The following is a 21,927-nucleotide window of genomic DNA, read 5'->3' on the forward strand; positions in this document are numbered from 1 at the left end:
GGAGGATGGGCCGCGTGAGCGACCTGATCGACACGACCGAGATGTACCTGCGGACCATCTACGAGCTGGTCGAGGAGGGCATCGTCCCGCTGCGCGCGCGGATCGCCGAGCGGCTGCACCAGAGCGGGCCGACCGTCTCGCAGACCGTGGCCCGGATGGAGCGCGACGGGCTGGTCACGGTCGAGGGCGACCGGCACCTCCAGCTCACCGACGAGGGCCACCGCCTCGCCACCCGCGTGATGCGCAAGCACCGCCTGGCCGAACGGTTGCTCACCGACGTGATCGGGCTCGACTGGGAGCTCGTCCACGCCGAGGCGTGCCGCTGGGAGCACGTGATGTCGGAGACCGTCGAGCGGCGCCTCATCGAGCTGCTCGACCACCCCACCGAGTCGCCGTACGGCAACCCGATCCCGGGGCTCGACGAGCTCGGGGAGTCCGGGCTCGGCGAGGAGTTCCGCGACGGGGTCGAGCCGCTGTCGCGCGCCGCCGGTGCCGAGGAGTCACTCGTGCACATCCGGCGCATCTCCGAGGAGATGCAGAAGGACGAGGTGCTGATGTCGGCCCTGCGCCGGGTCGGCGCCCTGCCCGACAAGACCGTCACCGTGGCGGCGACCTCCGAGGGAATCCTGATCGGCTCGGGCGGGGAGACCGCCGAGATCGTGCCCGAGGCGGCCGAGCACATCTTCGTGCGCCGCGGCTGACCACCGGATCAGCATCCGGACCAGACCGGGACCGTCCTGCTGGTCCTGAACGCCCGTGCAGCCGCTCCGGGCGTCGCTACGCTCCCGGGAACGGCGCTCCGGCGCAGCAGTGCCACGTCCTCATCGGCACGTCAGGACGGACAGGCCGGACGACAGGGGGACAGGAGCACACCATGGAGCTGATCGACGTCCCGGTGACGCGCCTCGAGGGGCACGAGGGGACCGTCGAGGTCTCGCACCGCGCCGCGGGCTGCCGTCGCGGGCTCGAGTTCGGCGAGGTGGTCATGCTGCGCGGCGGTGACGGCCAGACCTGCCTGGCCCGCGTCGCCGACATCGCCTTCGAGCTCGACGACACCGTCTACCACCTCGAACCGGTCGTTCCTGCCACCGTGGACGGTCTCAACGCGCTGCTCGAGGAGCTCGACCTCCCCGGCGTCGCCGCCCCCGCGCCGCGCGACGCGCGCACCCCCGACCTCAGCTCCTGACGGTCGCGTGGCTCAGGGCGCCAGCCTCGCCAGGAACTCGCTGCACCCGGCCTCGACCCGCTCGGTCGCGAGCGGGTCGCCCCGGGTGGCGCCGCGGTTGACGACCACCACCGGGACCCCGGCCCTGGCCGCCCGCTTCACGAACCGCAGCCCGCTCATCACTGTCAGCGACGAGCCGGCCACCAGCAGCGCCCCGCCGGAGCCGGCCAGCGCGTCGACCGCGTCGTAGCACCGGGCCACCCGGGGCGCCGGCACGTTCTCGCCGAAGAAGACCACGTCGGGCTTGAGCACACCGCCGCAGTCCTCGCAGGCGGGCACCACGAAACCGTCGGTGTCGTCGAGCTCGACGTCGCCGTCGGGGCGCACCGTCGCCGCCCCGTGCCGCTCGGCGTACGACGGGTTGGCGACCGCCATCCGCTGCTGCAGCGCGGCCCGGCTCGACGTGGCCCGGCAGTCGAGGCAGACGACGTCGGCGATCCGGCCGTGCAGGGCCACCATGCTGCGGGTGCCGGCGCGCTCGTGGAGGCCGTCGACGTTCTGGGTGATCAGCAGGTGCGGGTCGAGCCGGGCCAGGGCGCGGTGGCCCGGGTTGGGCTCGGCGTGCCGCATCCGGCCCCAGCCGACGTGGCTGCGGGCCCAGTAGCGCCGGCGGGCGTCGGGGCCGGAGACGAACTCCTGGTAGGTCATCGGCATCCGCGCCGGGGCCATCGGCCCGCGGTAGTCGGGGATGCCGGAGTCGGTGGACAGCCCCGCGCCGGTGAGCACCACGAGCGGGCGTCCCGACAGCAGGGCCAGGGCCCGCTCCGCCGCCGCGGGGTCGGGCGCGGGCGCGGCGTCACCGCTCGCGGGCGGTCCGCCGTACGCGGTGCGGAGCGTGGGCACGGTCAGCGGCCGTAGCGCACGGCGGCCCGGGCGCGCGCCTTCTCCGCCTCGACCTCGCGGTCGCGCGGCGGGGCGGCGGTGACCAGCGCGTCGAGCAGGTGCCGGGTGGCGTGGGCGACCTCGGCGACGGCGCGGTCGAAGGCCTCCTGGTTGGCCTGCGAGGGGTGGGTCGAGCCGCTGACCTTGCGGACGTACTGCAGCGCGGCGGCGTGCACCTCGTCCTTCGTGGCAGGCGGCTCGAAGTTGTGCAGGGTGCGGATGTTGCGGCACATGGCGACGAATCTACGCCGCCGCGGAAGGCGTCAGTAGTCGAAGGCCGACACCTCGTCGCCGGCCACGAGCACCACGCGGGTCGGGCCGTCGGGGTCGTCGGCGGTGGGCGGCAGCGGCACCAGCCGCACGCCGGCGGCGGGACCGTGCGCGACCTCGACCAGCCGCCTCTCGACCGGCCCGCCGTCGATGGTCAGCTGCGAGACCCAGACGCCGCGCGGCCGCCAGCCGTGGCTGACGACGGTCAGCACCTGCCGCTCGCGGGGCAGCCAGGTCAGCTGCCGCGGGTCACCGGCCGCCGCCGCCGTCGTGCCCGGGCCGTAGTGGACGACGTGCAGCCGGCGCACGTGGGCGAGGTCCTGGACGTCGAACAGCGCGGCCTGCGCGCCGCCGCGGCCGGTCTGCCCGACGCCGAGCATCCGGCGGGGGCCGAAGGGGTGGAGGTACTCCGAGAACCCCGGGATCTCCAGCCGCCCGGCCAGTCGTGGGTCGGCCGGATCGGAGAGGTCGACGGTCCAGAGCGGGTCGACCTGGCGGTAGGTGACCACCACGGCGAGTCCGTCGAACCAGCGCACCGACTCGATCTGCTCGTCGCGGCCGAGCCCGCCGAGATGGCCGAGCTCGACCAGCCGGTCGCCCTCCTCGGCCAGGGTCACGACGGCATTGGCCCGGCCGGTCCCGACCGAGGGTCCGACGGCGACCCGCAGCACGCCGTCGACCTCGTCCATCGCCCAGCGGTCGGCGACGGTGCCCGCGACCTCGCCGGCGGCGGTGTAGGTGGTGGCCGGCCCGTCGAGGGAGAAGGAGTAGAGCCGGGTGACACCGCGCCCGACGGCGTCGGTGACGCGCCAGCAGCAGCCCCAGCCCAGCGGCGCGGGTGGCGTCGCGAGGTAGAGCCGGTCGGTCGAGACGTAGGCGATGTCGGAGCCGGTGGCGATCCCCTGCGCCGACGTCGTGGTCGGGGCGGCCGGGTCGAGGCCGACGACGGCCAGCGTCCCGAGCCCGGCGTCCTTGCCGGGCACCGCGACCTGGTCGCAGCCGAGCAGCCGTTGCGTGGTGCCGTCGGGCGACCCGGTGGTGACGTGGGGGAGCCAGTCGTCGAGCGTGGAGCTCCGCACGACCTCGCGGTTGCGCCGCTCCGCCCACCGGGTCGCGGGGGCACGCCAGCCGTGCGGCACGACGAAGTCGAGGTCGGGGAGGGGAGTGGTGAGCACCAGCCGGACTGTGCTCCCGTGCTGCACCGCGCTGACCAGCCCGGTGTCGTAGGTCGAGGTCGAGGCCACCGACGGCTCCGCGGGGTCGGCGAGGTCGACGACCACCGCCGCCGTCGACGCCCGCCCGCTCGGTGCCGTGTGGCTGCCCAGCACGACCGCCCGGGTGCCCACCAGCAGCAGCTCGGGGTGGCGGCCGGGGAGGTCGAGGGCGCGCGAGCCGAGCTCGGTGGGCTCGCGCGCGGAGACGTCGTACGTCGTGAGGGTGGCACCGCGGACGCGCACGAGGAGCTCGCCGTCGGCCTTGACCTGGTCGGGCTCGTCGACCCCGGCCTCCTGCACGGTGGTCCCGGTCGCGCTGGCCACCGCCTGCGAGGTGTGCGGCCCGCTGGCGAGTGCCTGGCGCGCGAGCGTCGCCGTGTCACCCTCCGCGGCCGCGAGCGTGGCGGTCGGCCCGTCGTACATGCCGAGGTAGGGCGACGACCAGCCCCAGGGCCCGACCTGCTCCATGCCGAGGCCGACGTAGTGGTCGAGCAGGTCGGCACACGACCCCGGGGCCAGCGCCTCGTCCCAGGCGGCCGCAGTGATCGCCGGCGCCTCGGTGCGTGCGGCCGGCGCGGCGTCCTCACCGGGCCGGGCCGCGACGGCGCCACCCGCCAGCGCGGCGGCCGCCAGGGCGAGCACGACCGCGCTGGTCAGGGGGCGGGTGAGGAGTGGGCGTGCCATGGCTGCTCCTGCGGGTGGTCCGGATCCACGTCTTGGACGCTGCCCGCGGCGCGCTGGTTCCCCCCTGCCACGATGGCGGCATGCCCCGTGACACCCGTGAGTCCCGCGAGCTCGACGTCGTCCTGTTCGGTGCCACCGGCTTCACCGGCCAGCTGACCGCCGCCTACCTCGCGGAGCACGCGCCTGCCGGGCTGCGGTGGGCGATCGCGGGACGCAACGCCACCAAGCTGGCGGCAGTGCGTGACGCCCTGGTCGCCGGGCACCCCGACCGCGCCGGCCTCGCCGACCTCGAGCTGGTCGAGGCCGACTCCTCCGACCCGGCGTCGCTCGCGGCCCTCGCGACCCGGACGAAGGTGGTCGCGACGACGGTCGGCCCCTACCTCTCCTACGGCGAACCGCTGGTCGCCGCCTGCGCCGAGGCCGGCACCGACTACGTCGACCTGACCGGTGAGCCCGAGTTCGTCGACCGGATGTACGTCGCGCACCACGCCACGGCGTCGGCCAGCGGCGCCCGGATCGTGCACGCGTGCGGCTTCGACTCGATCCCGCACGACCTCGGCGCCTACTTCACGGTGCAGCAGCTGCCCTCCGACCAGCCGATCACCCTGCGCGGCGTCGTGCGCAGCGGCGGCAGGTTCTCCGGCGGCACCTTCCACTCGGCGATGACCGCGATGTCGCGGCCGCTTCAGATGAAGGAGGCGCGCAGCGAGCGGCGGGCGCTCGAGCCGCGCCCCGCGGGCCGCTCGTCGCGCTCGGTCGGCGCCCGGCCGACCCGTGACCCCGACCTCGGCTACTGGCTGCTGCCGCTGCCGACGATCGACCCGCTCGTCGTCGCCCGCAGCGGCGCGGCACTTGCGTCGTACGGCCCGGAGTTCCGCTACTCCCACTTCGCCGGGTGCAAGACCCTGCGCTACGCCGTCGGTGGCGCGTCGGCGGTGACCGCGCTGGGCGTCGCTGCCCAGGTCGGGCCGGTGCGACGGGCCCTCCTGGGCAGGGTCTCGCCGGGTGACGGTCCCGACGCGGGCCGTCGGGCGAAGTCGTGGTTCACCGTGGACTTCATCGGCACGGCGGGTGGCCGGTCGGTGCACACCCGCGTCTCCGGGGGCGATCCCGGCTACGACGAGACCGCCAAGATGCTGGCCGAGTCGGCGATGTGCCTCGCGCTCGACGACAACCCGCCGACGTCGGGCCAGGTGACCACCGCCCAGGCGATGGGCGACCACCTGCTTGCGCGGCTGCAGGAGGCCGGCATGCGGTTCGAGGTCGTCGGCTGAGCCGAGGGGGGCAGCTCGCTGGGCTCCCGCCGGACCCGTGGCAGCACGGGTGAGCGGGGGCCGGGGCGAGGGTGCCGGTCCCCACCCCGCCCCCCTGCGGAAACCGTACTACCGCGGGCAGGTGGCTGGACCTGTCCGGTCTCTCAAGGGTTGGTCAAACTCGGACGCGACCCGCGCCCGGCGTGCTCCCGATGCGCGCGCGGGCGCCGGCGCGCCCTATTCTGGGGCCGTGACGACCGACCAGCTCGACGTGGCGAAGCCCAAGGCCCACGGGCCCGACTTCGCCCTCTTCCTCGTCATCGGCGTCGCCCTGCTCGTGCTGGCCGCCCTCTACCCGGCGGCGAGAGTCGTCGACGCGTATTTCGACAGCAAGCGTCCGCTCTACGACGACGTGAGCGAGATGGCGTGGATCCAGTACAACTACTACCAGCTCGAGGGCGAGGCCTACCCGATCGAGGTCCAGGGCGGCCAGTCGGTGACCGTCGGCGACCAGACCTACGCGGTCAACCCGGGCGTCGAGCTCGCGGTGAGGGCCACCGAGGACGGCTGGTGCATCAAGGGCCACGACGACCACGGCAACAGCGGAGACTGGTGCTTCCCGGGTGACGTCGACCCCGGCAACCCGAACTGAGGCCTGACCGGCCGAGAGACACCCGACGCCCCGCCGGTCGTGGCCGGCGGGGCGTCGAGGGTGGAACCTCAGGGGGTGCGTCCGGAGCGGCGTCAGCCGACCGAGACGCAGGAGGCGTACGCAGTGACGTCGAAGCTGGTGGTGCCGGTGGCACGCCGGAACGTGACCACCCAGCCGCCCGACGTCGGGTAGGTCGCCGCGACCACCAGGTCGGTGGTGCTGTAGACGCCGCCGCCGAGCGCGACCTTGCCGGTCGGGCAGCTGACGGTCACCGTCTTGTTGCCGGCGCCGTTCTGCGTCGAGGTCGCGGTGACGAGCTGGTAGCCCGAGACGCCCGCGGGACCCGCCGGGCCCTGCGGGCCCTGCGGCCCCTGCGGACCCGCGGGTCCCTGCTCACCCTGCGGACCCTGGGGGCCCTGCTCGCCCTGGGGGCCCTGCGCGCCGTCGGCGCCGTTCGCGCCGTCGGCACCGTCGCGGCCGTCCGCGCCGGGCGCGCCTGCCGCGCCGTCGACACCGGCCGGGCCGATCGGACCGGCGACGCCGTCCGCGCCGTCCGCGCCGTCCTGGCCGTCCACGCCGTCGACACCGTTCGTCCCGTCGACACCGTCGGCGCCGGCCGGACCCGCGGGGCCCTGCTCACCGGCCGGACCCGCCGGGCCCTGCTCGCCGGCGGGGCCCGCCGGACCGGTGGCGCCCGTGGCGCCGGTCGCCCCCGTGGCACCGGTGGCGCCGACCTGGCCGGCGACGCTGTCGATCCAGGCCAGCAGGGTGTCGGAGAGGTCCACGGACGTCAGCGTGCCGTTGCGCACGTCGTTGCTGCGGACGTTGTTGTTCTTGATCTTCTTGGTGGTGACGGCGTTCTTCTTCAGGTCCACCGAGCCGATGCTGCGGTCCTGGATGTCCTGGCCGCCGACCTTCTGGGAGGCGACGGCGCCGCCGACCCCGCCGAGGGCGAGGAGCAGCGAGGCGCCGGTGGCGACCGCGAGTGTGCGACCGCGGAGTGCGGAGCTGGGCATGGGTTTCTCCCGTGTCGAGAAAGGGGGCGACGGGAGGGCGGCCTCTGAGGCGAACGGCCCCGTCCGCCGGTCGCGTGACCATTGAGTCAAGAAAGTTGCCGAAAACCTCAAGATCGCGCCAGAGTGGCCGATGGGCCTACGGGGTGGTGCGGCCCTGACCACGTACGGTCTGGTGCCGCAGGGCTGGTCTGGACCGCCCTAGGTCCCGGGTCTGCGCTCGTCCGAGCCTCAGCCGACCTCGCCGAGCGTCCGCCGCAGGACGCGGCAGGAGACCCAGCCCTCGCGCGCCTCGCCCTTGCGGCAGGCGGCATCGAGGCGCACACGGAGCGCCCACAGCTCCATCTCCGGCGAAGCGGGCCAGTCGAACTCGCTGACTGGTGCGGGGTCCGGGCGCCGGTGACGGCCGGGTGCGGCCGTCTGCCCGGTCCGGGGCTCGGCGTCGAGTGCGGTCATCGCCACCACCTCCGTGCGAGGACGGCTCCCGCGTCCTCTCCCGACGACGGTAGGGAGGACCGTGCCTGCGGGGGCGGATTCGGTGGGCACGTACCCCAACCTGAGGACCGCCGGCGGACGGGAGGCCGCCGTGAGGTGCCCCAGGCAGGAGTCGAACCTGCGACCTTTCGCTTAGGAGGCGGCTGCTCTGTCCACTGAGCTACTGGGGCCCGGACGCCGCCCCCGGGCGGCGTCGGCGCACATCTTGTCACGCGCGCGGAGGGGCGCTCGTGGGGGCGTCCGGGGCCCCCGCGCGCGGTGCGGGCATTTTGTGGTACGGCTCCGCCGCCGTCATATTGGGGTGCTGGCGTAGGTTCGGCTTGCGCCTACCGCCCTGCCTCCGACCGCGAAGGCCCCCATGTCAGATCTCGAGAACGGCCCCGACGACGCCGCCGAGACCGGCGACGCCGCTCAGCCGTCCGACGGCGACGAGGACGTGGCAGGCAATGACGTGACGGGCCAGGCCGGCGAGGGGGACGACGGCAAGCCGGGGGCTCCCAAGCGCAAGGGCAAGACGGCCAGGAAGCACACGGTCGGCAAGGTGCTGCTGGCGTCGGTCCTCGTGCTCGCCCTGGCCACCGGCCTGGGCGTCACCTACCTCTACCGGCACCTCAACGGCAACCTCAACGTCGTCGACGTGACCGGCCAGCTGGAGAACCGGCCCGAGAAGAAGCAGGTCGAGGGTCCGGCCGAGCCGCTCAACATCCTGGTGATGGGCTCCGACGAGCGGTTCGGGCCCAACAGCGACGGCTCGGCCCGCTCCGACACCACGATCCTCATGCACCTCTCCGCCGACCGGCAGCGGGCGTACGGCATCAGCATTCCGCGCGACTCCCTCGTCACCCGGCCGAGCTGCAAGCAGGAGGACGGGACCCGGATCCCCGGCGGCACCGACGTGATGTGGAACGAGGCCTTCCAGCTCGGCGGCCCGGCGTGCACGATCCAGCAGTTCGAGCAGACCACCGGCGTCTTCATCGACCACTACGTCGTCGTCAACTTCGAGAGCTTCGAGAACATGGTCGACGCCATCGACGGCGTCCCGGTGTGCATCCCCGAGCCGGTGGTCGACCCCGAGCACAACATCAACATCCCGGCCGGCACGCGCGAGATCCAGGGCAAGGAGGCGCTCAGCTACGTGCGCGCCCGCTACACCCTGGGCGACGGCTCCGACATCAGCCGGATCAAGCGCCAGCAGGCGTTCATCGCCGGCATGGTGCACAAGGTGATGTCGGCCGGCACCCTGACCCGCCTCGACCGGCTCGTGCGGTTCCTCGACGCCGCGACCAAGGCGCTGCAGACCGACATGGACAACGTGGTCAAGATCGCCAAGGTCGGCGTCGGCTTCCAGAACATCGGTCTCGACAACATCCAGTTCCTGACCGTGCCGATCGAGTACGACCAGCGGCCCGAGTACGCCGGCCGCGTCGTCTGGACGCCGGCCGCCGACAAGCTGTGGGCCAAGATCGCCGCGGACGAGCCGCTCAGCAAGCAGCTGACCGCGGACTCGATCAACGCCGCGAAGCTGCCGGGCGCGGACGAGTCCCCCAACTCGAAGGACCCCTCCTCCAGTCGTCCGAGTGGCCAGTCCTCGTCGAGCGTGTCCCCCTCCGACTCGCCCTCGTCGGCCGCGGAGGCCGAGGCCAACGGCCTCTGTGCCTGAGGGTCACGCGGTGAGCGAGCGGCAGGAGACCCCGGACACCCCGGACACCCCGGAGACCCCGGAGCAGCGCCGCCGCCGGCTGGCCGCGGTCTTCGGCGACGTCCTGCCGGAGACCACCACGGACGAGCGCGACCCTGCCGAGGACCGGGGCACCTCGGGCGACGACTGGCTGCGCGCCCAGGTGCCGCCGCACCACGGCAGCTGAGCCGCCCGGCCAGCCTCAGGGCGTGGGCGTGGTGCCGCGCTGCTGGGCGAGCAGGTCGCGGATCTCCTCGAGGAGCTTGACGTCGTCCGGGACCCCCGGCTCGTCCTTCGGGAAGTACTTCTCCTGGGCCATGGTGTAGGGCTTCACGATGAGGAAGTAGACGACGGCGGACATCACCACGAAGGAGATCACCGCGGTGATCCAGGCGCCGACGGACAGCTGGTAGGGGTCCCAGTCGCTGAAGTCGGGGGAGCCTCCGACCTTGCCGATCAGGTCCATGATCAGGTTGACGGTCGCCGTCACCACCGCCGTGAAGGCCAGTGCCATGATCAGGGCCACGGCGAGCTCGACGAGGTTGCCGCGGAGGAGGAAGTTCTTGAAGCCGGTCATCTCGACTCCTGCGTGAGGGCCCCGAGGGGAGCCGGTGGGTGGACGCGCCTCACGCTAGCGGGCGTAGGCGTAGCCGAGGAACAGGCGGGCAGCCGCCCCGGACACCGCCGCCACCTCCACGGGCTCGACCCCCACGACCACGAGCGCGCCCGGCGGCTCGGCACCCGTCGTCCCTGCGGGCGCGGGCAACGCCAGCACGGTCGCGCGGGCGGCGACGGTGTCGGTGGTGCCCGACTGCGGGTCGGTCGCGAGCAGGTCGATCCGGTCGCCGACCGCCAGCAGCCGCACCGCACCCGCGTCGGGCATCCGCACCGGCAGCGCCGTGAGGCCCGGGTCGGCGGTCGCGAGCGGTGTGCCGACCAGGCGCACGTCGGTCAGCGGCTCGCCGCGGCGCACGGGGGCGGCGAGGGTCCGGCCGACCGCGTCTCCGAGTGTGGTCGTCGCGCCGTCGGGGACGCCGTCCGGTGGCAGCGCGACGTGGGCCAGGTCGTCGTCGTCGAGCAGCGTGCCGGCCGGCAGGTCGCGGCCGGCGGCGAGCACCGCCACGGTCGGCGGCGGTGGCGCGGCGACGACGTGGAGCCCCGCGACCACGGCGACCGCGAGGAGCCCCGCGGCGATCAGGCGCCGGCGGCGCAGCACCGCCCGCCGGAGGCGGCTGCGGGCACGGGCGAGGTCGTCGCGGGCGGGCATGGCGCCACGCTAGGCAGGATCAGCAGCCCGCGTCGGCCGCTCTCCACAGGCGCCGGCGTGGGTCCGGGTCAGTCGGAGGAGGTGCTCGCGGCCGGGGCGGGGGACTTGGCGCCGGAGTCCCCCGAGGAGCCCGAGGACCCCGAGGACGACGAGCCCGCGTCGCCCGACGACGAGGAGCCCGAGGTCGTCGAGGAGGAGCCGGTGGTGGAGCGGCTGTCGGTCCGGTAGAAGCCGGAGCCCTTGAAGACCACGCCCACGGCGTTGAAGACCTTGCGCAGGCGGCCGCTGCACTCGGGGCAGGTGGTCAGGGCGTCGTCGGTGAAGCTCTGCACCTGCTCGAAGGCGTGGCCGCACTCGGTGCAGGCGTACTGGTAGGTCGGCACGGTTCCTCCGGTGGGGTTCTCCGCTGGGCGTCGCCGTGAGGGGTTGGCACTCGCGGTCGGCGACTGCCAATGGTACGGCACAATGACGACACGATGACGAGTGCGACCCCCGGCCCGCCCCCGCCCACCCCGTCGGCGTCCACGTCCGAGGACGCCGCGAGCGAGCGCGCGAGCCGTACGTCCGGCCCGGCCGCCTGGTGGCGCGCCTTCCGCGGCTGGCCACGTGCAGGCCGGGTCGCGTCGTACGTCGCCGTCGGGCTGGTGCTCGTGCTGGTGGCGGTGCTGGCCGTCGGCGTGGTGCTGGTCCGGCGCCCGATCCCGCCCTACTCCGGCGAGATCGACCTGCCGGGCCTCGACGCCGACGTGACCGTGCTCCGTGACGCCCACGGCATCCCGCAGCTCTACGGCGACTCGGTCGAGGACCTGGTGCGTGCCCAGGGCTACGTGCACGCGCAGGAACGGTTCTACGAGATGGACGTGCGCCGCCACGTCACCTCCGGCCGCCTCTCGGAGATGTTCGGCGAGACCACGGTCGAGACCGACGAGTTCGTGCGCACGCTCGGGTGGCGCCGGGTGGCGGAGAAGGAGCTCGCGCTGGTCGAGCCCGAGACCCGCGACGCGCTCGAGGCCTATGCCGACGGCGTCAACGCCTACCTCGAGACCCACAGCCCCAGCGAGATCGCCGTCGAGTACGACGTGCTCCGCGCGGGCGGGCTCGACTACACGCCCGAGCCGTGGACCGCGGTCGACTCGCTGGCCTGGCTCAAGGCGATGGCGTGGGACCTGCGCGGCAACATGACCGACGAGATCGACCGCGCCCTCGCCCTCGCCGAGCTCAGCCCCGACCAGGTCGCCGACCTCTACCCGCCGTACGAGTACGACCGGCACCAGCCGATCGTGACCGGCGGCGCGGTGGTCGACGGCGCGTTCGAGCCCGACGCCACCGGCCCGGGCACGCGGCTGCCGCAGCGCCCCGCCCCGGGAGCCCTCGAGCCGCTGCGGCGCGTGCGCGACGCGGCCGCGCAGCTGCCCGACCTGATCGGTGAGGGCGACGGCATCGGCAGCAACTCGTGGGTGGTCGACGGCGACCACTCCGCCACCGGGGCGCCGATCCTGGCCAACGACCCCCACCTCGGCGTCTCGGTGCCGGGCGTGTGGATGCAGATGGGCCTGCACTGCCGCACGGTCGGCGACGACTGCCCGCTCGACGTCGCCGGCTTCACCTTCTCGGGCGTGCCCGGCGTGATCATCGGCCACAACGACCGCGTGGCCTGGGGCTTCACCAACCTCGGCCCCGACGTCTCCGACCTCTACCTCGAGCAGGTCGAGGGCGACCAGTGGCTCTACGACGGCCGGATGCGCCCGCTGAGGATGCGCACCGAGACCATCGAGGTCGCCGGGGGCGAGGACGTCAGGATCACCGTCCGGTCCACCGCGCACGGGCCCCTGCTCTCCGACGTCTCCGACGACTTCGTGGACGTCGGGAAGGCGGCGCAGCCCGAGCACCTGGCCGGCACCCCGCCCGACGGGTACGCCGTGTCGCTGGCGTGGACCGCGCTGCAGCCGGCGCCGACCGCCGACGCGATCCTGGCGCTCGACACCGCCCACGACTGGGACTCCTTCCGCGCCGCGGCCGCGCGCTTCGACGTACCGGCGCAGAACATGGTCTACGCCGACGTCGACGGCCACATCGGCTACCAGGCCCCCGGACGCATCCCGATCCGCCAGTCCGGCAACGACGGCTACCTCCCGGCCGAGGGCTGGCGCGCGGACGACGACTGGACGGGCGACTACATCCCCTTCGACGGGCTGCCGCACGTGCTCGACCCCGACGACGGCTTCATCGTCACCGCCAACCAGGCCGTGGTGGGGCCCGACTACCCCTACTACCTGACCTCGGACTGGGACCGCGGCTACCGCTCGCAGCGGATCCGCGACCTGCTGGAGCAGGAGGGCGAGCTCTCGGTCGACGAGATGGCCGCGATCCAGCTCGACGCACGCAGCCCGATCGCGCCGGCGCTGGTGCCGCGGCTGCTCGACGTCCAGCTCGGCCACCACCAGGAGGACGACGGGCAGGAGCTGCTCGCGGGCTGGGACTACCAGCAGGACGCCGACAGCCCCGCCGCGGCGTACGTCAACGTCTGCTGGCGGCTGCTGCTCGAGCAGACCTTCCACGACCAGCTGCCCGAGGAGGTCTGGCCCGACGGCGGCGACCGCTGGGTCGAGGTCGTCGAGCGGCTCCTCGACAAGCCCGACGACCCCTGGTGGGACGACGTGGAGACCGAGGAGCGCGAGGAGCGCGACGACGTGCTCAAGTCGGTGATGCTCGACGCCCGCGACGAGATGACCCGGCTGCAGGCGCGGCGCGCGGAGGACTGGACGTGGGGCCACCTGCACCAGCTCGACCTCGAGAACTCCACGCTCGGCACGTCGGGCGTCGGCCCGGTCGAGGCGCTGGTCAACCGCGGCGGCTGGGAGGTCGGCGGCGGTTCGTCGACGGTGAACGCGGCCGGCTGGGACGCGCGCGAGGGCTACACGATCGACTGGGCGCCGTCGATGCGGATGGTGGTCTCGCTCGCCGACCTCGACGACTCGAGGTGGATCAACCTCACGGGCGTCTCGGGCCACCCCTTCAGCTCGCACTACACCGACCAGACCGACCTGTGGGTCCGGGGCGAGACGCTCGCCTGGCCGTTCAGCCGCGAGAGGGTCGAGGCCGCCACCGAGGACGAGCTCACCCTCCGGCCGGCCCCCGACCGCGAGCAGACAGGGGGGTGATGCCGCGCGGGCTCGCGGCCGCCAGCACCGGGCGGTCGTGGGGCTCGACCGGCACCTCCCGACCGACCTCGTCGTCGTAGAGCAGCACGATCGTCGGGGTGCCGACCGGCACCCGCGCCAGCGCGCGGTCGTAGCAGCCGCCGCCCTTGCCGATGCGGTAGCCCGCGTCGTCGACGGCCAGCCCGGGCACCAGCACCACGTCGGCGGTGGCGATCGCGTCCACGCCGAGCGGCGGACCCTCGGGCTCCAGCAGGCCGCGCCGGGTGGCCAGGCCCGCGCCGGTGCCCGGGTGGACCGCCCAGTCGAGGTCGAGGTCGGGGAGCACCACCGGCACGATCACCCGCTTGCCCTGCGCGTGCAGGGCCTCGAGCAGCAGGCCGGTGCCGGGCTCGCTGCCCACCGAGACGTACGACGCGACCGTCGCGGCGCGCCGTACCTCGGGCAGCGCCAGCAGGTGGTCGCGCAGCCGGCGACCGGTCTCGGCGACCTCCTCGAGGCTCCGGCGCTTGCGCGCGGTCGTCAGCTGGTCGCGCAGCGCGGTCTTCGCGGCCCTCGCTGGGGAGGGTCCGGGATGGGGCCGTTGGGTCTCGGGCACCCGGCCAGCCTACGATCGAGTCATGGCTAGTGCCGGTCTCAACGCTGCACGCGACAAGATGGTGAAGGCGGGCGTCGACGCGACCGCTATCGAGACCTTCGCCCACTACTACCGGTTGCTCGAGCACGGGGAGACCGGGATGGTCCCCGAGTCCTCGATCGAGCCGATCGACATGGAGTCGCTCGCCGACGTCGAGGTCTCCGACGACGACGCCGCCCGGGCGATCGCGACCACCGCGGTGGTCAAGCTCAACGGCGGCCTCGGCACCTCGATGGGCATGGACCGTGCGAAGTCGCTGCTCTGCGTGCGGCGCGGCCTCTCCTTCCTCGACATCATCGCCCGCCAGGTGCTCCACCTCCGTCGGCAGTACGACGCCCCGCTGCCGCTGGTGTTCATGAACAGCTTCCGCACCTCCGCCGACACGATGGAGGCGCTGGCCCGCTACGACGAGCTCCCCGTCGACGGACTGCCGCTGGAGTTCCTGCAGAACAAGGAGCCCAAGCTCCTGACCAAGAACCTGATGCCGGTCAGCTACCCCCGCGACCCCGACCTCGAGTGGTGCCCGCCGGGCCATGGGGACCTCTACACCGCGCTGCGCGGCACCGGCCTGATCGACCGGCTGATCGAGGAGGGATTCGAGCGGGTCTTCGTCTCCAACTCCGACAACCTCGGCGCCGTGCCCGACGCCCGGGTCGCCGGGTGGTTCGCGACCTCCGGCGCGCCGTTCGCGATCGAGGCGGTCCGGCGCACGGCGTCCGACCGCAAGGGCGGCCACTTCGCCCGCCGCAAGATCGACGGGCGGATTGTGCTCCGCGAGACCGCCCAGACACCGTCGGCCGACCAGAAGGCGCTCGCCGACCTCGAGCGGCACCGCTACTGCTCGACCAACAACCTGTGGTTCGACCTGCGGGCGATGCAGGCCGAGCTCGACCGCCGCGGGGGCATCCTCGGGCTGCCGCTGATCCGCAACGTCAAGACCGTCGACCCGGCCGACCCGAAGAGCGCCGAGGTCGTGCAGATCGAGACCGCGATGGGTGCGGCGATCGAGATCTTCGACGGCGCCCGCACCATCGAGGTGGGCCGCGACCGGTTCGTGCCGGTGAAGACGACCAACGACCTGCTGGTGCTGCGCTCCGACGTCTACGACCTCGGCGACGACTGGGTGCTCGACCTCAACACCTCGGCCGTCCCGTTCGTCGACCTCGACAGCGACCACTACCAGCACGTCGGCGAGTTCGACAAGCGGTTCCCCGAGGGTGCGCCGTCGATGAAGGAGGCCACCTCCTTCCGGGTGGCCGGCGACTTCACCTTCGGCCGCGGCGTGCGGGTCGTCGGCGACGTGAGCCTGAAGGCGAAGTCCGCCCAACGGGTGGCCCCCGGCACCGTGCTCACCGTCGACGCTGCGGACCGTGCATGAGCGAGGCCAGGAGCAGCGACGCACTGAGCACCGTCGAGGAGCACCTCGGCCGCGTGCTCGCCCACCTCGAACCGCTGGCCGACTACCCGCAGCCGCTGATGGACGCCCTCGGGCTCTCCGCGGCCGAGGACGTGGTCTCGCCGATCGCGCTGCCGTCGTTCGACAACTCCGCGATGGACGGCTACGCCGTGCGGCAGGAGGACGTCGCCGGGGCCTCCGACGACACGCCGGTGCACCTCCCCGTCGTCGGCGAGATCGGCGCGGGCCAGGGCGGGCTGATGGCCCTGTCACCGGGCACCGCGGCCAAGATCATGACCGGCGCCCCCCTGCCGGCGGGGGCCGACGCGGTCGTCCCCTACGAGTGGACCGACCGGGGCGTCGCCCAGGTCCGGATCGTGGCGGCGCCCAGCGTGGGACAGCACGTACGCCGCGCGGGCGAGGACGTCGCCGCCGGCGACCTCCTCGTGGAGCACGGCACCGTGCTCGGGCCGCGCCACCTCGGGCTGCTCGCCAGCGTCGGCCGCACCACCGTGCGCTCGCGCCCGCGGCCGCGCGTGGTGATCCTCTCCACCGGCTCCGAGCTGCGCGAGCCCGGGCAGCCGCTCGGCCGCGACACGATCTACGACGGCAACTCCTGGCTGCTCGCCGCCTCGGCCCGCGCGGCCGGCGCGATCGCCTACCGCGTCGGCATCGTGCCCGACGAGCCGCGCGCCTTCCTCGACGCGCTGAGCGACCAGCTGGTGCGGGCCGACCTCGTCGTCACCTCGGGCGGCGTCTCGCAGGGCGACTTCGACGTGGTCAAGGAGGCGCTGCGCCCGCTCGGCACGGTGTGGTTCGGCGGCGTGGCCATGCAGCCGGGCAAGCCGCAGGGCTTCGGCACCGTCGGCGAGGACCGCGTGCCGATCTTCACGCTGCCCGGCAACCCGGTGTCGTCGTACATCTCCTTCGAGACGTTCGTGCTCCCGGCGATCCGCAAGCTGATGGGCCGCACGCCGCTGGCGCGGCCGAGCACGCGCGCCCGGCTCACCCACGCGATCTCCTCACCGCCCGGGCGGCGGCAGTTCGTGCGCGCCAGCTACGAGGTCGACAGCGGCGGGCCGTTCGTCTCGCCCGTGGGCGGGCACGGCTCGCACCTGATCGGCGACCTGGCCAACGCCAACGCGCTGGTGGTCGTGCCCGAGGACGTCACGTCGGTGCCCGCGGGCGAGCAGGTGCGGGTGCTGCTGCTCGACGAGGAGTTCTGATGGCCGACGAGCAGCGCCTCACCCACGTCGACGAGCGCGGCGCGGCCCGGATGGTCGACGTGTCCGGCAAGGACGTCACCGCTCGCAGCGCCACGGCGACCGGGCGCGTGCTGGTCTCCGCCGAGGTGGTCGGCCTGCTGCGCGGCGAGGGCGTGCCCAAGGGCGACGCGCTCGCGGTCGCGCGGATCGCCGGCATCCAGGGCGCCAAGCAGACCCCCGCGCTGGTGCCGCTGTGCCACCCGCTCGCGATCTCGGGGGTCACCGTCGACCTCGAGGTCGCCGACGACGCCGTCGAGATCACCGCGACCGTGCGCACCACCGACCGCACCGGTGTCGAGATGGAGGCGCTGACCGCGGTCGCCGTCGCCGGGCTCACCCTGGTCGACATGGTCAAGGCCGTCGACAAGCGCGCGGTGATCACCGACGTGCGGGTCGAGGCCAAGAGCGGTGGCCGCTCCGGCGACTGGACCCGCGAGGGCCGCCCGTGAGCATGCGCGGCGAGGTCGTCGTCGCCTCCAACCGGGCCGCCGCCGGCGTGTACGCCGACGAGACCGGCCCGCTGATCGTGGCCTTCCTGCAGCGTCTCGGGTTCGCGACCAGCGACCCGGTCGTCGTGCCGGACGGCGAGCCGGTGGCCGCAGCGGTCGCGGCCGCGGTCGAGGGCGGTGCCCGGGTCGTGCTGACGACCGGCGGCACCGGGCTCACCCCCACCGACCGCACCCCCGAGGTGACGCGGCCGCTGCTCGACGCCGAGGTGCCGGGCATCGCCGAGGCGATCCGGGCCGCCGGGGTCGCGAACGGCATCCCGACCGCGGTGCTCTCGCGCGGCCTGGCCGGCGTGGTGGGCTCCTGCCTCGTGGTCAACCTGCCCGGCTCGCGGGGCGGGGTGAAGGACGGCCTCGCCGTGCTCGAGCCGATCCTGCTCCACGCCGTGGAGCAGGTCGTCGGCAGCGACCACTAGTCCCGCCGGTGTGGCCTAGGGTGACGCCCGTGGTGAAGGGCTGGCCGGCGCGCCTGAGCTCCGGAGAGGTCACGTTGCGGCCCCTCCGGCGCTCCGACGAACGCGTGTGGCGCTCGGCCCGCAGCCGCAACGCCGCCTGGCTGCTGCCGTGGGAGGCCACGGTGCCGCCGAACGGCGACCTGCGCCCCACGTCGTACAAGCAGCTGGTGCGGAGCCTGGAGCGCCAGGCCCGGGCCGGCGAGACCTTCCCGTTCGCCGTCGAGGTGGACGGGCGCTTCTCCGGGCAGCTGACCGTCAACAACATCGTGCGGGCCTCGGCGCAGTTCGCCTCGATCGGCTACTGGCTCGACCGCGACGTCGCCGGCCGCGGCGTGATGCCGCGGGCCGTGGCGATGGCGATCGACCACTGCTTCACCACCGCCGGGCTGCACCGGATCGAGATCGCGATCCGCCCCGAGAACAGCAACTCGCTGCGGGTGGTGGAGAAGCTCGGCATCCGCGAGATCGGGTTCGCGCCGCTCTTCCTCCACATCGACGGCGCCTGGCGCGACCACCGGATCTTCGCGATCACGGTCGAGGAGTGTCCTGAGGGCCTGCTGACGCGACTGTCCCACCCGTCACACGAGTAGACACGAGTAGTTCTGCGACACACGGGGGCGCCTCCCCGGCGGGACGCCGGCGCGAACCTACCCTCGGATCCGTGGACCTGAGCGCCTTCATCTTCGTCGCCCTCGCGGTGGCCTGGGCGGTGTACCTGGTGCCCAAGGCCCTGCGCCACCACGACGACGTCGTCCGCAGCCGCTCCGTGGAGCGGTTCTCGCACACGATGCGCGTGCTGGCCCGACGCGAGCCTGTCGCCGCCCGCCGCTCGCGCGGCGAGGCCCGCCTCGTCGTCACCCCCGGCCGCGGCCGGTCGGTGCCCGAGGTGACGACCAAGCCCTCCTCGGCGGCTGCGGTCGCCGAGGCCCACGAGGTGGCCGAGGCCGCCGAGGTGCCGGCGGCGCCCGCCCGGGACCTGTCGCCCGCCGCGCGCCGCGAGGCCGCCGCGACGGCCGCCCGCCGGCGTCGCCGCGTGCTCGGACTCCTGCTCGGCGTGCTCGTCGCCGTGGCCGCCGTCGCCGCGTCCGGCGTCATCTCCTGGTGGTGGACGGCCGCGCCCACCGGGCTGCTCGTCGCCTGGCTGGTCGCCTGCCGGCTGATGGTGCGCTCCGAGCGCGCCGCCCGGCGCCCCGGCGCGATCGTGCCGTCGGGCCCCTCCCGCGAGACGGAGGCCGCGCCCGAGGACGCCCCGGAGGAGGACGCCTTCGCCGAGGCGCACACCGCCTCCACACCGGCCATCACCGACGAGGGTCTCTGGGACCCGATGCCGGTCACCCTCCCGACCTACGTCTCGAAGCCCGCGGCCACGCGCACCGTGCGCACCATCGACCTCGAGTCCACCGGCGTGTGGACCTCGGGCCGCACCGAGTCCGACGCTGCCCTGGCCCGTGAGGCCGACGAGGCGGGCCGTGCGGAGCGTGCCGAGCGCAAGCGCCGGAACGACGACGACGGCCGCGCCGTCGGCTCCTGACCGCCCCCGGGGATAGCCTCGGAGCATGAGCGGACCCCTGGGCGTCGCCGCCAGCCGCACCTACCCGGTGCCCGTCGACCGGGCCTTCGACGTGGTCGCGCCGGCGCCGCTGCCGACGATCTTCCGCCGCCGCTACGGCCCGCTGCCGCCGATCCGCACGGTCCGCGACCAGACCGGCGGTGCGTGGGCGACCGGGCTCGGGCAGACCCGCACGATCGTGCTCGCCGACCGCGGCACGATGCGCGAGGAGCTGGTCACCCTCGACCGCCCGCACCGCTTCGGCTACGAGCTGACCCGGATCACCGGCCCGATGGCGCCCCTCGTCGAGCGGGTCGAGGGGGAGTGGTCGTTCGAGCCCGCCGGCACCGGGAGCCGCGTCACCTGGTCCTGGGTCCTGCACCCGAGATCGGGCGTCACCGCACCCGTCGTACGCCTCGTCGCGCGGTGGTGGAAGAGCTACGCACGCCAGGCCCTGGAGGAGATCGAGCCCCTGCTCGTCGACTGACGGGGACGATTCGGAACGCCCGCCACCCGGGTGCTAACGTTTCCCCTCGCTTGGGGCTGTGGCGCAGTTGGTAGCGCGTCTCGTTCGCAATGAGAAGGTCAGGGGTTCGAATCCCCTCAGCTCCACAACGCCGATGAACCCCGGTGAGAGCGCAGAGTGCTCCCACCGGGGTTCTCGGCCTCTCCACGGGCTGTGCGCCGACCGACGGGCCCCTGCCGGTTCGACGGGCGCCCGCGAGCCGGGTTCGGCACCGCGCGGACGCGGCAGCCCCGGGCACACACCGAGGCGCGGCGGTTCCCGCACCGCACATGTGACACCGAGGGGTTCCTCGGCGCTGGACCAGGAGGACAGGACCACGCCGGCGCCGCAGCCCGCGACCAACGGCTGGCCGACGCCTGGCTCGTCGCCGCCTGGACAGTTGAGAGCCACACCCGCACGTGGGCAGCCGATGTGAGAACGACAGTCCCAGACACCTCGACCGAGCCTCGTCAGCACCCGATCGTGAGGTCAATGGAACAAGCACCCGATGAGCGGGCGGTTGCGCTTGGCCCCTGGCAGCCAGGTCGAAGGCAACCACGGTCGAAACGATCCCTCGCACCTGGCTCTCGAGGGAGAGCGCCGCCAGCGTCGGTCACAGGGGTGGTAGGCATGCCAGCATGCTTCCGATCGCAGAGCTCCATCTCCACCTCGAAGGCACTCTCGAGCCCGAGACCATCTTCGCGATTGCCGAACGGAACGGGGTCGAGCTGCCGTACGCGGACCTCGAGGACTTGAGGGCCCGTTACGCCTTCTCCGACCTGCAGTCCTTCCTGGACCTCTGCTATGCCAACGTCGCCGTGTTGCGTACCAGCGAGGACTTTGCCGACATGACCACCGCCTATCTGGATCGTGCTGCCGCGGCAGGAGTCCGGCACGCCGAGGTCTTCCTCAACCCGCAGGCACATGTCGAGCGTGGGGTCCCGCTGCGTGACGTCATGGCTGGCGTGACGGGCCCGCTGTCCGAGTCGTTGCGGACTCACGGCGTGAGCAGCGGGCTCATCGTGGCGTTCCTGCGCGACGAAGGCGAAGAGTCGGCGATGGCGACCCTCGAGGCAGTCCTGGCGCTCGACGCGCCTTTCATCGGGGTGGGCCTGGACTCCGCCGAGGTGGGCCACCCGCCGTCGAACTTTGCGAGGGTGTTCGAGCGGGCGCGCGCCGAGGGCCTTCACTGCGTCGCTCACGCGGGCGAGGAAGGTCCCCCCAGCTACATCTGGGAGGCACTCGACGTGTTGCGCGTCCAGCGAATCGATCACGGCATCAGGTGCCTCGAGGATGACCAGCTCGTGCAGCGCCTCGTCCAGGATCAAGTGCCGCTCACAGTGTGCCCACTTTCGAATGTCAGCCTGAAGGTCGTGAACAGCATCGCCTCGCACCCTCTGCCGATGATGTTGGAGCGGGGTCTCAAGGTGACCGTCAACTCGGACGACCCCGCCTACTTCGGTGGGTACGTCGACGACAACTTCGACGCGCTGATGGGGGCTGGTCACCTTTGTGCCGCCGACGTCGCGACGCTCGCGCGGAACTCGATCGACGCGTCCTTTGCCGACCCTTCTCGCAAGCGGCAACTGATGAGCGAGCTCGACGTGGCACTCGCCGACCCCGGCATCGACACCGTGCACCAAGGTCCTCCTGGCTCGCAGCCCTAGAGGCCGACAGAGCCGGCCTGTCGACAGCGCCATCGGCCTCCAGCGCCTTTCGATCGCTGTGACCAGCTTCCAGCGCGGATGAGCGGATGGTCAGTTGGAGCGACCGACGCCCGGTACTTCCGGGGCCAGAGCCGCGCTGGAGCCGCTGCCGCAGAG

At 73.5% G+C, this 21,927-nt stretch carries 24 protein-coding genes and 2 tRNA genes; 16 read left to right on the top strand and 10 right to left on the bottom strand.

Translation table 11 applies throughout. The features are described 5' to 3' along the window. The first annotated feature begins 14 nt into the window (after positions 1–14). Entirely contained in the window at positions 15–701 is a 687-nt protein-coding gene (locus ACFPGP_RS09295) for a metal-dependent transcriptional regulator (RefSeq protein ID WP_378589469.1), read from the top strand. 173 nt (positions 702–874) lie between these two features. Beyond that, a complete protein-coding gene (locus ACFPGP_RS09300; protein WP_378589471.1) occupies positions 875–1,186 on the top strand; it encodes a hypothetical protein in 312 nt (103 codons plus the stop codon). Between the two features lie 12 nt (positions 1,187–1,198). Here ACFPGP_RS09300 and ACFPGP_RS09305 read toward each other — a convergent pair whose 3' ends face one another. From ACFPGP_RS09305 to ACFPGP_RS09315, 3 genes are read right to left on the bottom strand one after another with little or no spacing between them, the layout of a single operon-like run. Then, positions 1,199–2,068 (bottom strand): Sir2 family NAD-dependent protein deacetylase, encoded by an 870-nt coding sequence (locus ACFPGP_RS09305; protein WP_378589473.1) that lies wholly within the window; start codon positions 2,066–2,068, stop codon positions 1,199–1,201. A gap of 2 nt (positions 2,069–2,070) precedes the next feature. Then, a complete protein-coding gene (locus ACFPGP_RS09310) occupies positions 2,071–2,340 on the bottom strand; it encodes a DUF2277 domain-containing protein (RefSeq protein WP_378589475.1) in 270 nt (89 codons plus the stop codon). Between the two features lie 30 nt (positions 2,341–2,370). Continuing rightward, on the bottom strand, positions 2,371–4,275 hold the full coding sequence (locus tag ACFPGP_RS09315) for a beta-propeller domain-containing protein (RefSeq protein ID WP_378589477.1): 1,905 nt from the start codon (positions 4,273–4,275) through the stop codon (positions 2,371–2,373). Between the two features lie 80 nt (positions 4,276–4,355). Here ACFPGP_RS09315 and ACFPGP_RS09320 point away from each other — a divergent pair, with 80 nt between their 5' ends. Further along, entirely contained in the window at positions 4,356–5,549 is a 1,194-nt protein-coding gene (locus ACFPGP_RS09320) for a saccharopine dehydrogenase family protein (RefSeq protein ID WP_378589479.1), read from the top strand. A gap of 229 nt (positions 5,550–5,778) precedes the next feature. Then, positions 5,779–6,180, top strand: coding sequence for a hypothetical protein (locus ACFPGP_RS09325; protein ID WP_378589481.1), 402 nt, complete (start codon positions 5,779–5,781; stop codon positions 6,178–6,180). A gap of 92 nt (positions 6,181–6,272) precedes the next feature. Here the strand turns inward: ACFPGP_RS09325 and ACFPGP_RS09330 are convergent, their stop codons facing one another. From ACFPGP_RS09330 to ACFPGP_RS09340, 3 genes are all read right to left on the bottom strand, one after another. Beyond that, positions 6,273–7,196, bottom strand: a complete 924-nt coding sequence (locus ACFPGP_RS09330; protein ID WP_378589483.1) for a collagen-like domain-containing protein — start codon at positions 7,194–7,196, stop codon at positions 6,273–6,275. A gap of 228 nt (positions 7,197–7,424) precedes the next feature. Next, on the bottom strand, positions 7,425–7,649 hold the full coding sequence (locus tag ACFPGP_RS09335; protein ID WP_378589485.1) for a hypothetical protein: 225 nt from the start codon (positions 7,647–7,649) through the stop codon (positions 7,425–7,427). 136 nt (positions 7,650–7,785) lie between these two features. Beyond that, positions 7,786–7,858, bottom strand: a tRNA-Arg gene (locus tag ACFPGP_RS09340). A gap of 188 nt (positions 7,859–8,046) precedes the next feature. Between ACFPGP_RS09340 and ACFPGP_RS09345 the strand changes: the two genes are divergently transcribed. Together ACFPGP_RS09345 and ACFPGP_RS09350 are read left to right on the top strand one after the other, a co-directional pair. Beyond that, positions 8,047–9,348, top strand: coding sequence for an LCP family protein (locus ACFPGP_RS09345; RefSeq protein ID WP_378589486.1), 1,302 nt, complete (start codon positions 8,047–8,049; stop codon positions 9,346–9,348). Positions 9,349–9,358: 10 nt separating this feature from the next. Further along, on the top strand, positions 9,359–9,553 hold the full coding sequence (locus tag ACFPGP_RS09350) for a hypothetical protein (RefSeq protein ID WP_378589487.1): 195 nt from the start codon (positions 9,359–9,361) through the stop codon (positions 9,551–9,553). Positions 9,554–9,568: 15 nt separating this feature from the next. On the opposite strand, the gene ACFPGP_RS09355 is transcribed toward ACFPGP_RS09350, so the two are convergent. The 3 genes from ACFPGP_RS09355 to ACFPGP_RS09365 all read right to left on the bottom strand — a co-directional run bounded on the left by ACFPGP_RS09355 (position 9,569) and on the right by ACFPGP_RS09365 (position 11,016). Beyond that, positions 9,569–9,943 carry an MscL family protein gene (locus ACFPGP_RS09355; RefSeq protein WP_378589489.1) on the bottom strand — a complete coding sequence of 125 codons (375 nt, stop codon included), beginning with the start codon at positions 9,941–9,943 and terminating at the stop codon, positions 9,569–9,571. 54 nt (positions 9,944–9,997) lie between these two features. Continuing rightward, on the bottom strand, positions 9,998–10,633 hold the full coding sequence (locus tag ACFPGP_RS09360; RefSeq protein ID WP_378589491.1) for an SAF domain-containing protein: 636 nt from the start codon (positions 10,631–10,633) through the stop codon (positions 9,998–10,000). Positions 10,634–10,701: 68 nt separating this feature from the next. Continuing rightward, on the bottom strand, positions 10,702–11,016 hold the full coding sequence (locus ACFPGP_RS09365) for an FmdB family zinc ribbon protein (protein ID WP_378589493.1): 315 nt from the start codon (positions 11,014–11,016) through the stop codon (positions 10,702–10,704). 93 nt (positions 11,017–11,109) lie between these two features. On the opposite strand from ACFPGP_RS09365, the gene ACFPGP_RS09370 reads away from it, so the two are divergent. Continuing rightward, positions 11,110–13,794, top strand: coding sequence for a penicillin acylase family protein (locus ACFPGP_RS09370; protein WP_378589495.1), 2,685 nt, complete (start codon positions 11,110–11,112; stop codon positions 13,792–13,794). Here the strand turns inward: ACFPGP_RS09370 and ACFPGP_RS09375 are convergent. Next, positions 13,751–14,389 (bottom strand): 5-formyltetrahydrofolate cyclo-ligase, encoded by a 639-nt coding sequence (locus tag ACFPGP_RS09375; protein ID WP_378589496.1) that lies wholly within the window; start codon positions 14,387–14,389, stop codon positions 13,751–13,753. The genes ACFPGP_RS09370 and ACFPGP_RS09375 overlap by 44 nt on opposite strands. A 22-nt stretch (positions 14,390–14,411) precedes the next feature. On the opposite strand from ACFPGP_RS09375, the gene ACFPGP_RS09380 reads away from it, so the two are divergent. The 9 genes from ACFPGP_RS09380 to ACFPGP_RS09420 all read left to right on the top strand — a co-directional run bounded on the left by ACFPGP_RS09380 (position 14,412) and on the right by ACFPGP_RS09420 (position 21,771). Continuing rightward, a complete protein-coding gene (locus ACFPGP_RS09380; protein ID WP_378589498.1) occupies positions 14,412–15,806 on the top strand; it encodes a UTP--glucose-1-phosphate uridylyltransferase in 1,395 nt (464 codons plus the stop codon). After that, positions 15,803–17,050 (top strand): molybdotransferase-like divisome protein Glp, encoded by a 1,248-nt coding sequence (gene glp / locus ACFPGP_RS09385; protein ID WP_378589500.1) that lies wholly within the window; start codon positions 15,803–15,805, stop codon positions 17,048–17,050. The genes ACFPGP_RS09380 and glp overlap by 4 nt, the downstream gene beginning before the upstream one ends. After that, positions 17,050–17,538 (top strand): cyclic pyranopterin monophosphate synthase MoaC, encoded by a 489-nt coding sequence (gene moaC / locus ACFPGP_RS09390; RefSeq protein WP_378589501.1) that lies wholly within the window; start codon positions 17,050–17,052, stop codon positions 17,536–17,538. Before glp ends, moaC begins: the two co-directional genes overlap by 1 nt. A 2-nt stretch (positions 17,539–17,540) precedes the next feature. Continuing rightward, positions 17,541–18,011 (top strand): MogA/MoaB family molybdenum cofactor biosynthesis protein, encoded by a 471-nt coding sequence (locus ACFPGP_RS09395; RefSeq protein ID WP_378589534.1) that lies wholly within the window; start codon positions 17,541–17,543, stop codon positions 18,009–18,011. Positions 18,012–18,040: 29 nt separating this feature from the next. Continuing rightward, entirely contained in the window at positions 18,041–18,640 is a 600-nt protein-coding gene (locus ACFPGP_RS09400; protein WP_378589502.1) for a GNAT family N-acetyltransferase, read from the top strand. Between the two features lie 71 nt (positions 18,641–18,711). Then, complete coding sequence (sepX, locus tag ACFPGP_RS09405) at positions 18,712–19,581, top strand: divisome protein SepX/GlpR (RefSeq protein WP_378589503.1); 870 nt, start codon at positions 18,712–18,714, stop codon at positions 19,579–19,581. 25 nt (positions 19,582–19,606) lie between these two features. Beyond that, positions 19,607–20,086, top strand: a complete 480-nt coding sequence (locus ACFPGP_RS09410; RefSeq protein WP_378589504.1) for an SRPBCC family protein — start codon at positions 19,607–19,609, stop codon at positions 20,084–20,086. A gap of 52 nt (positions 20,087–20,138) precedes the next feature. Further along, positions 20,139–20,211, top strand: a tRNA-Ala gene (locus ACFPGP_RS09415). A gap of 531 nt (positions 20,212–20,742) precedes the next feature. Continuing rightward, positions 20,743–21,771: an adenosine deaminase gene (locus tag ACFPGP_RS09420; RefSeq protein WP_378589505.1), complete on the top strand. Its 1,029-nt coding sequence runs from the start codon at positions 20,743–20,745 to the stop codon at positions 21,769–21,771. Positions 21,772–21,927: the final 156 nt, after the last annotated feature.

It is taken from the genome of Nocardioides taihuensis (genome assembly GCF_042657275.1).
Taxonomy (GTDB): domain Bacteria; phylum Actinomycetota; class Actinomycetes; order Propionibacteriales; family Nocardioidaceae; genus Nocardioides; species Nocardioides taihuensis.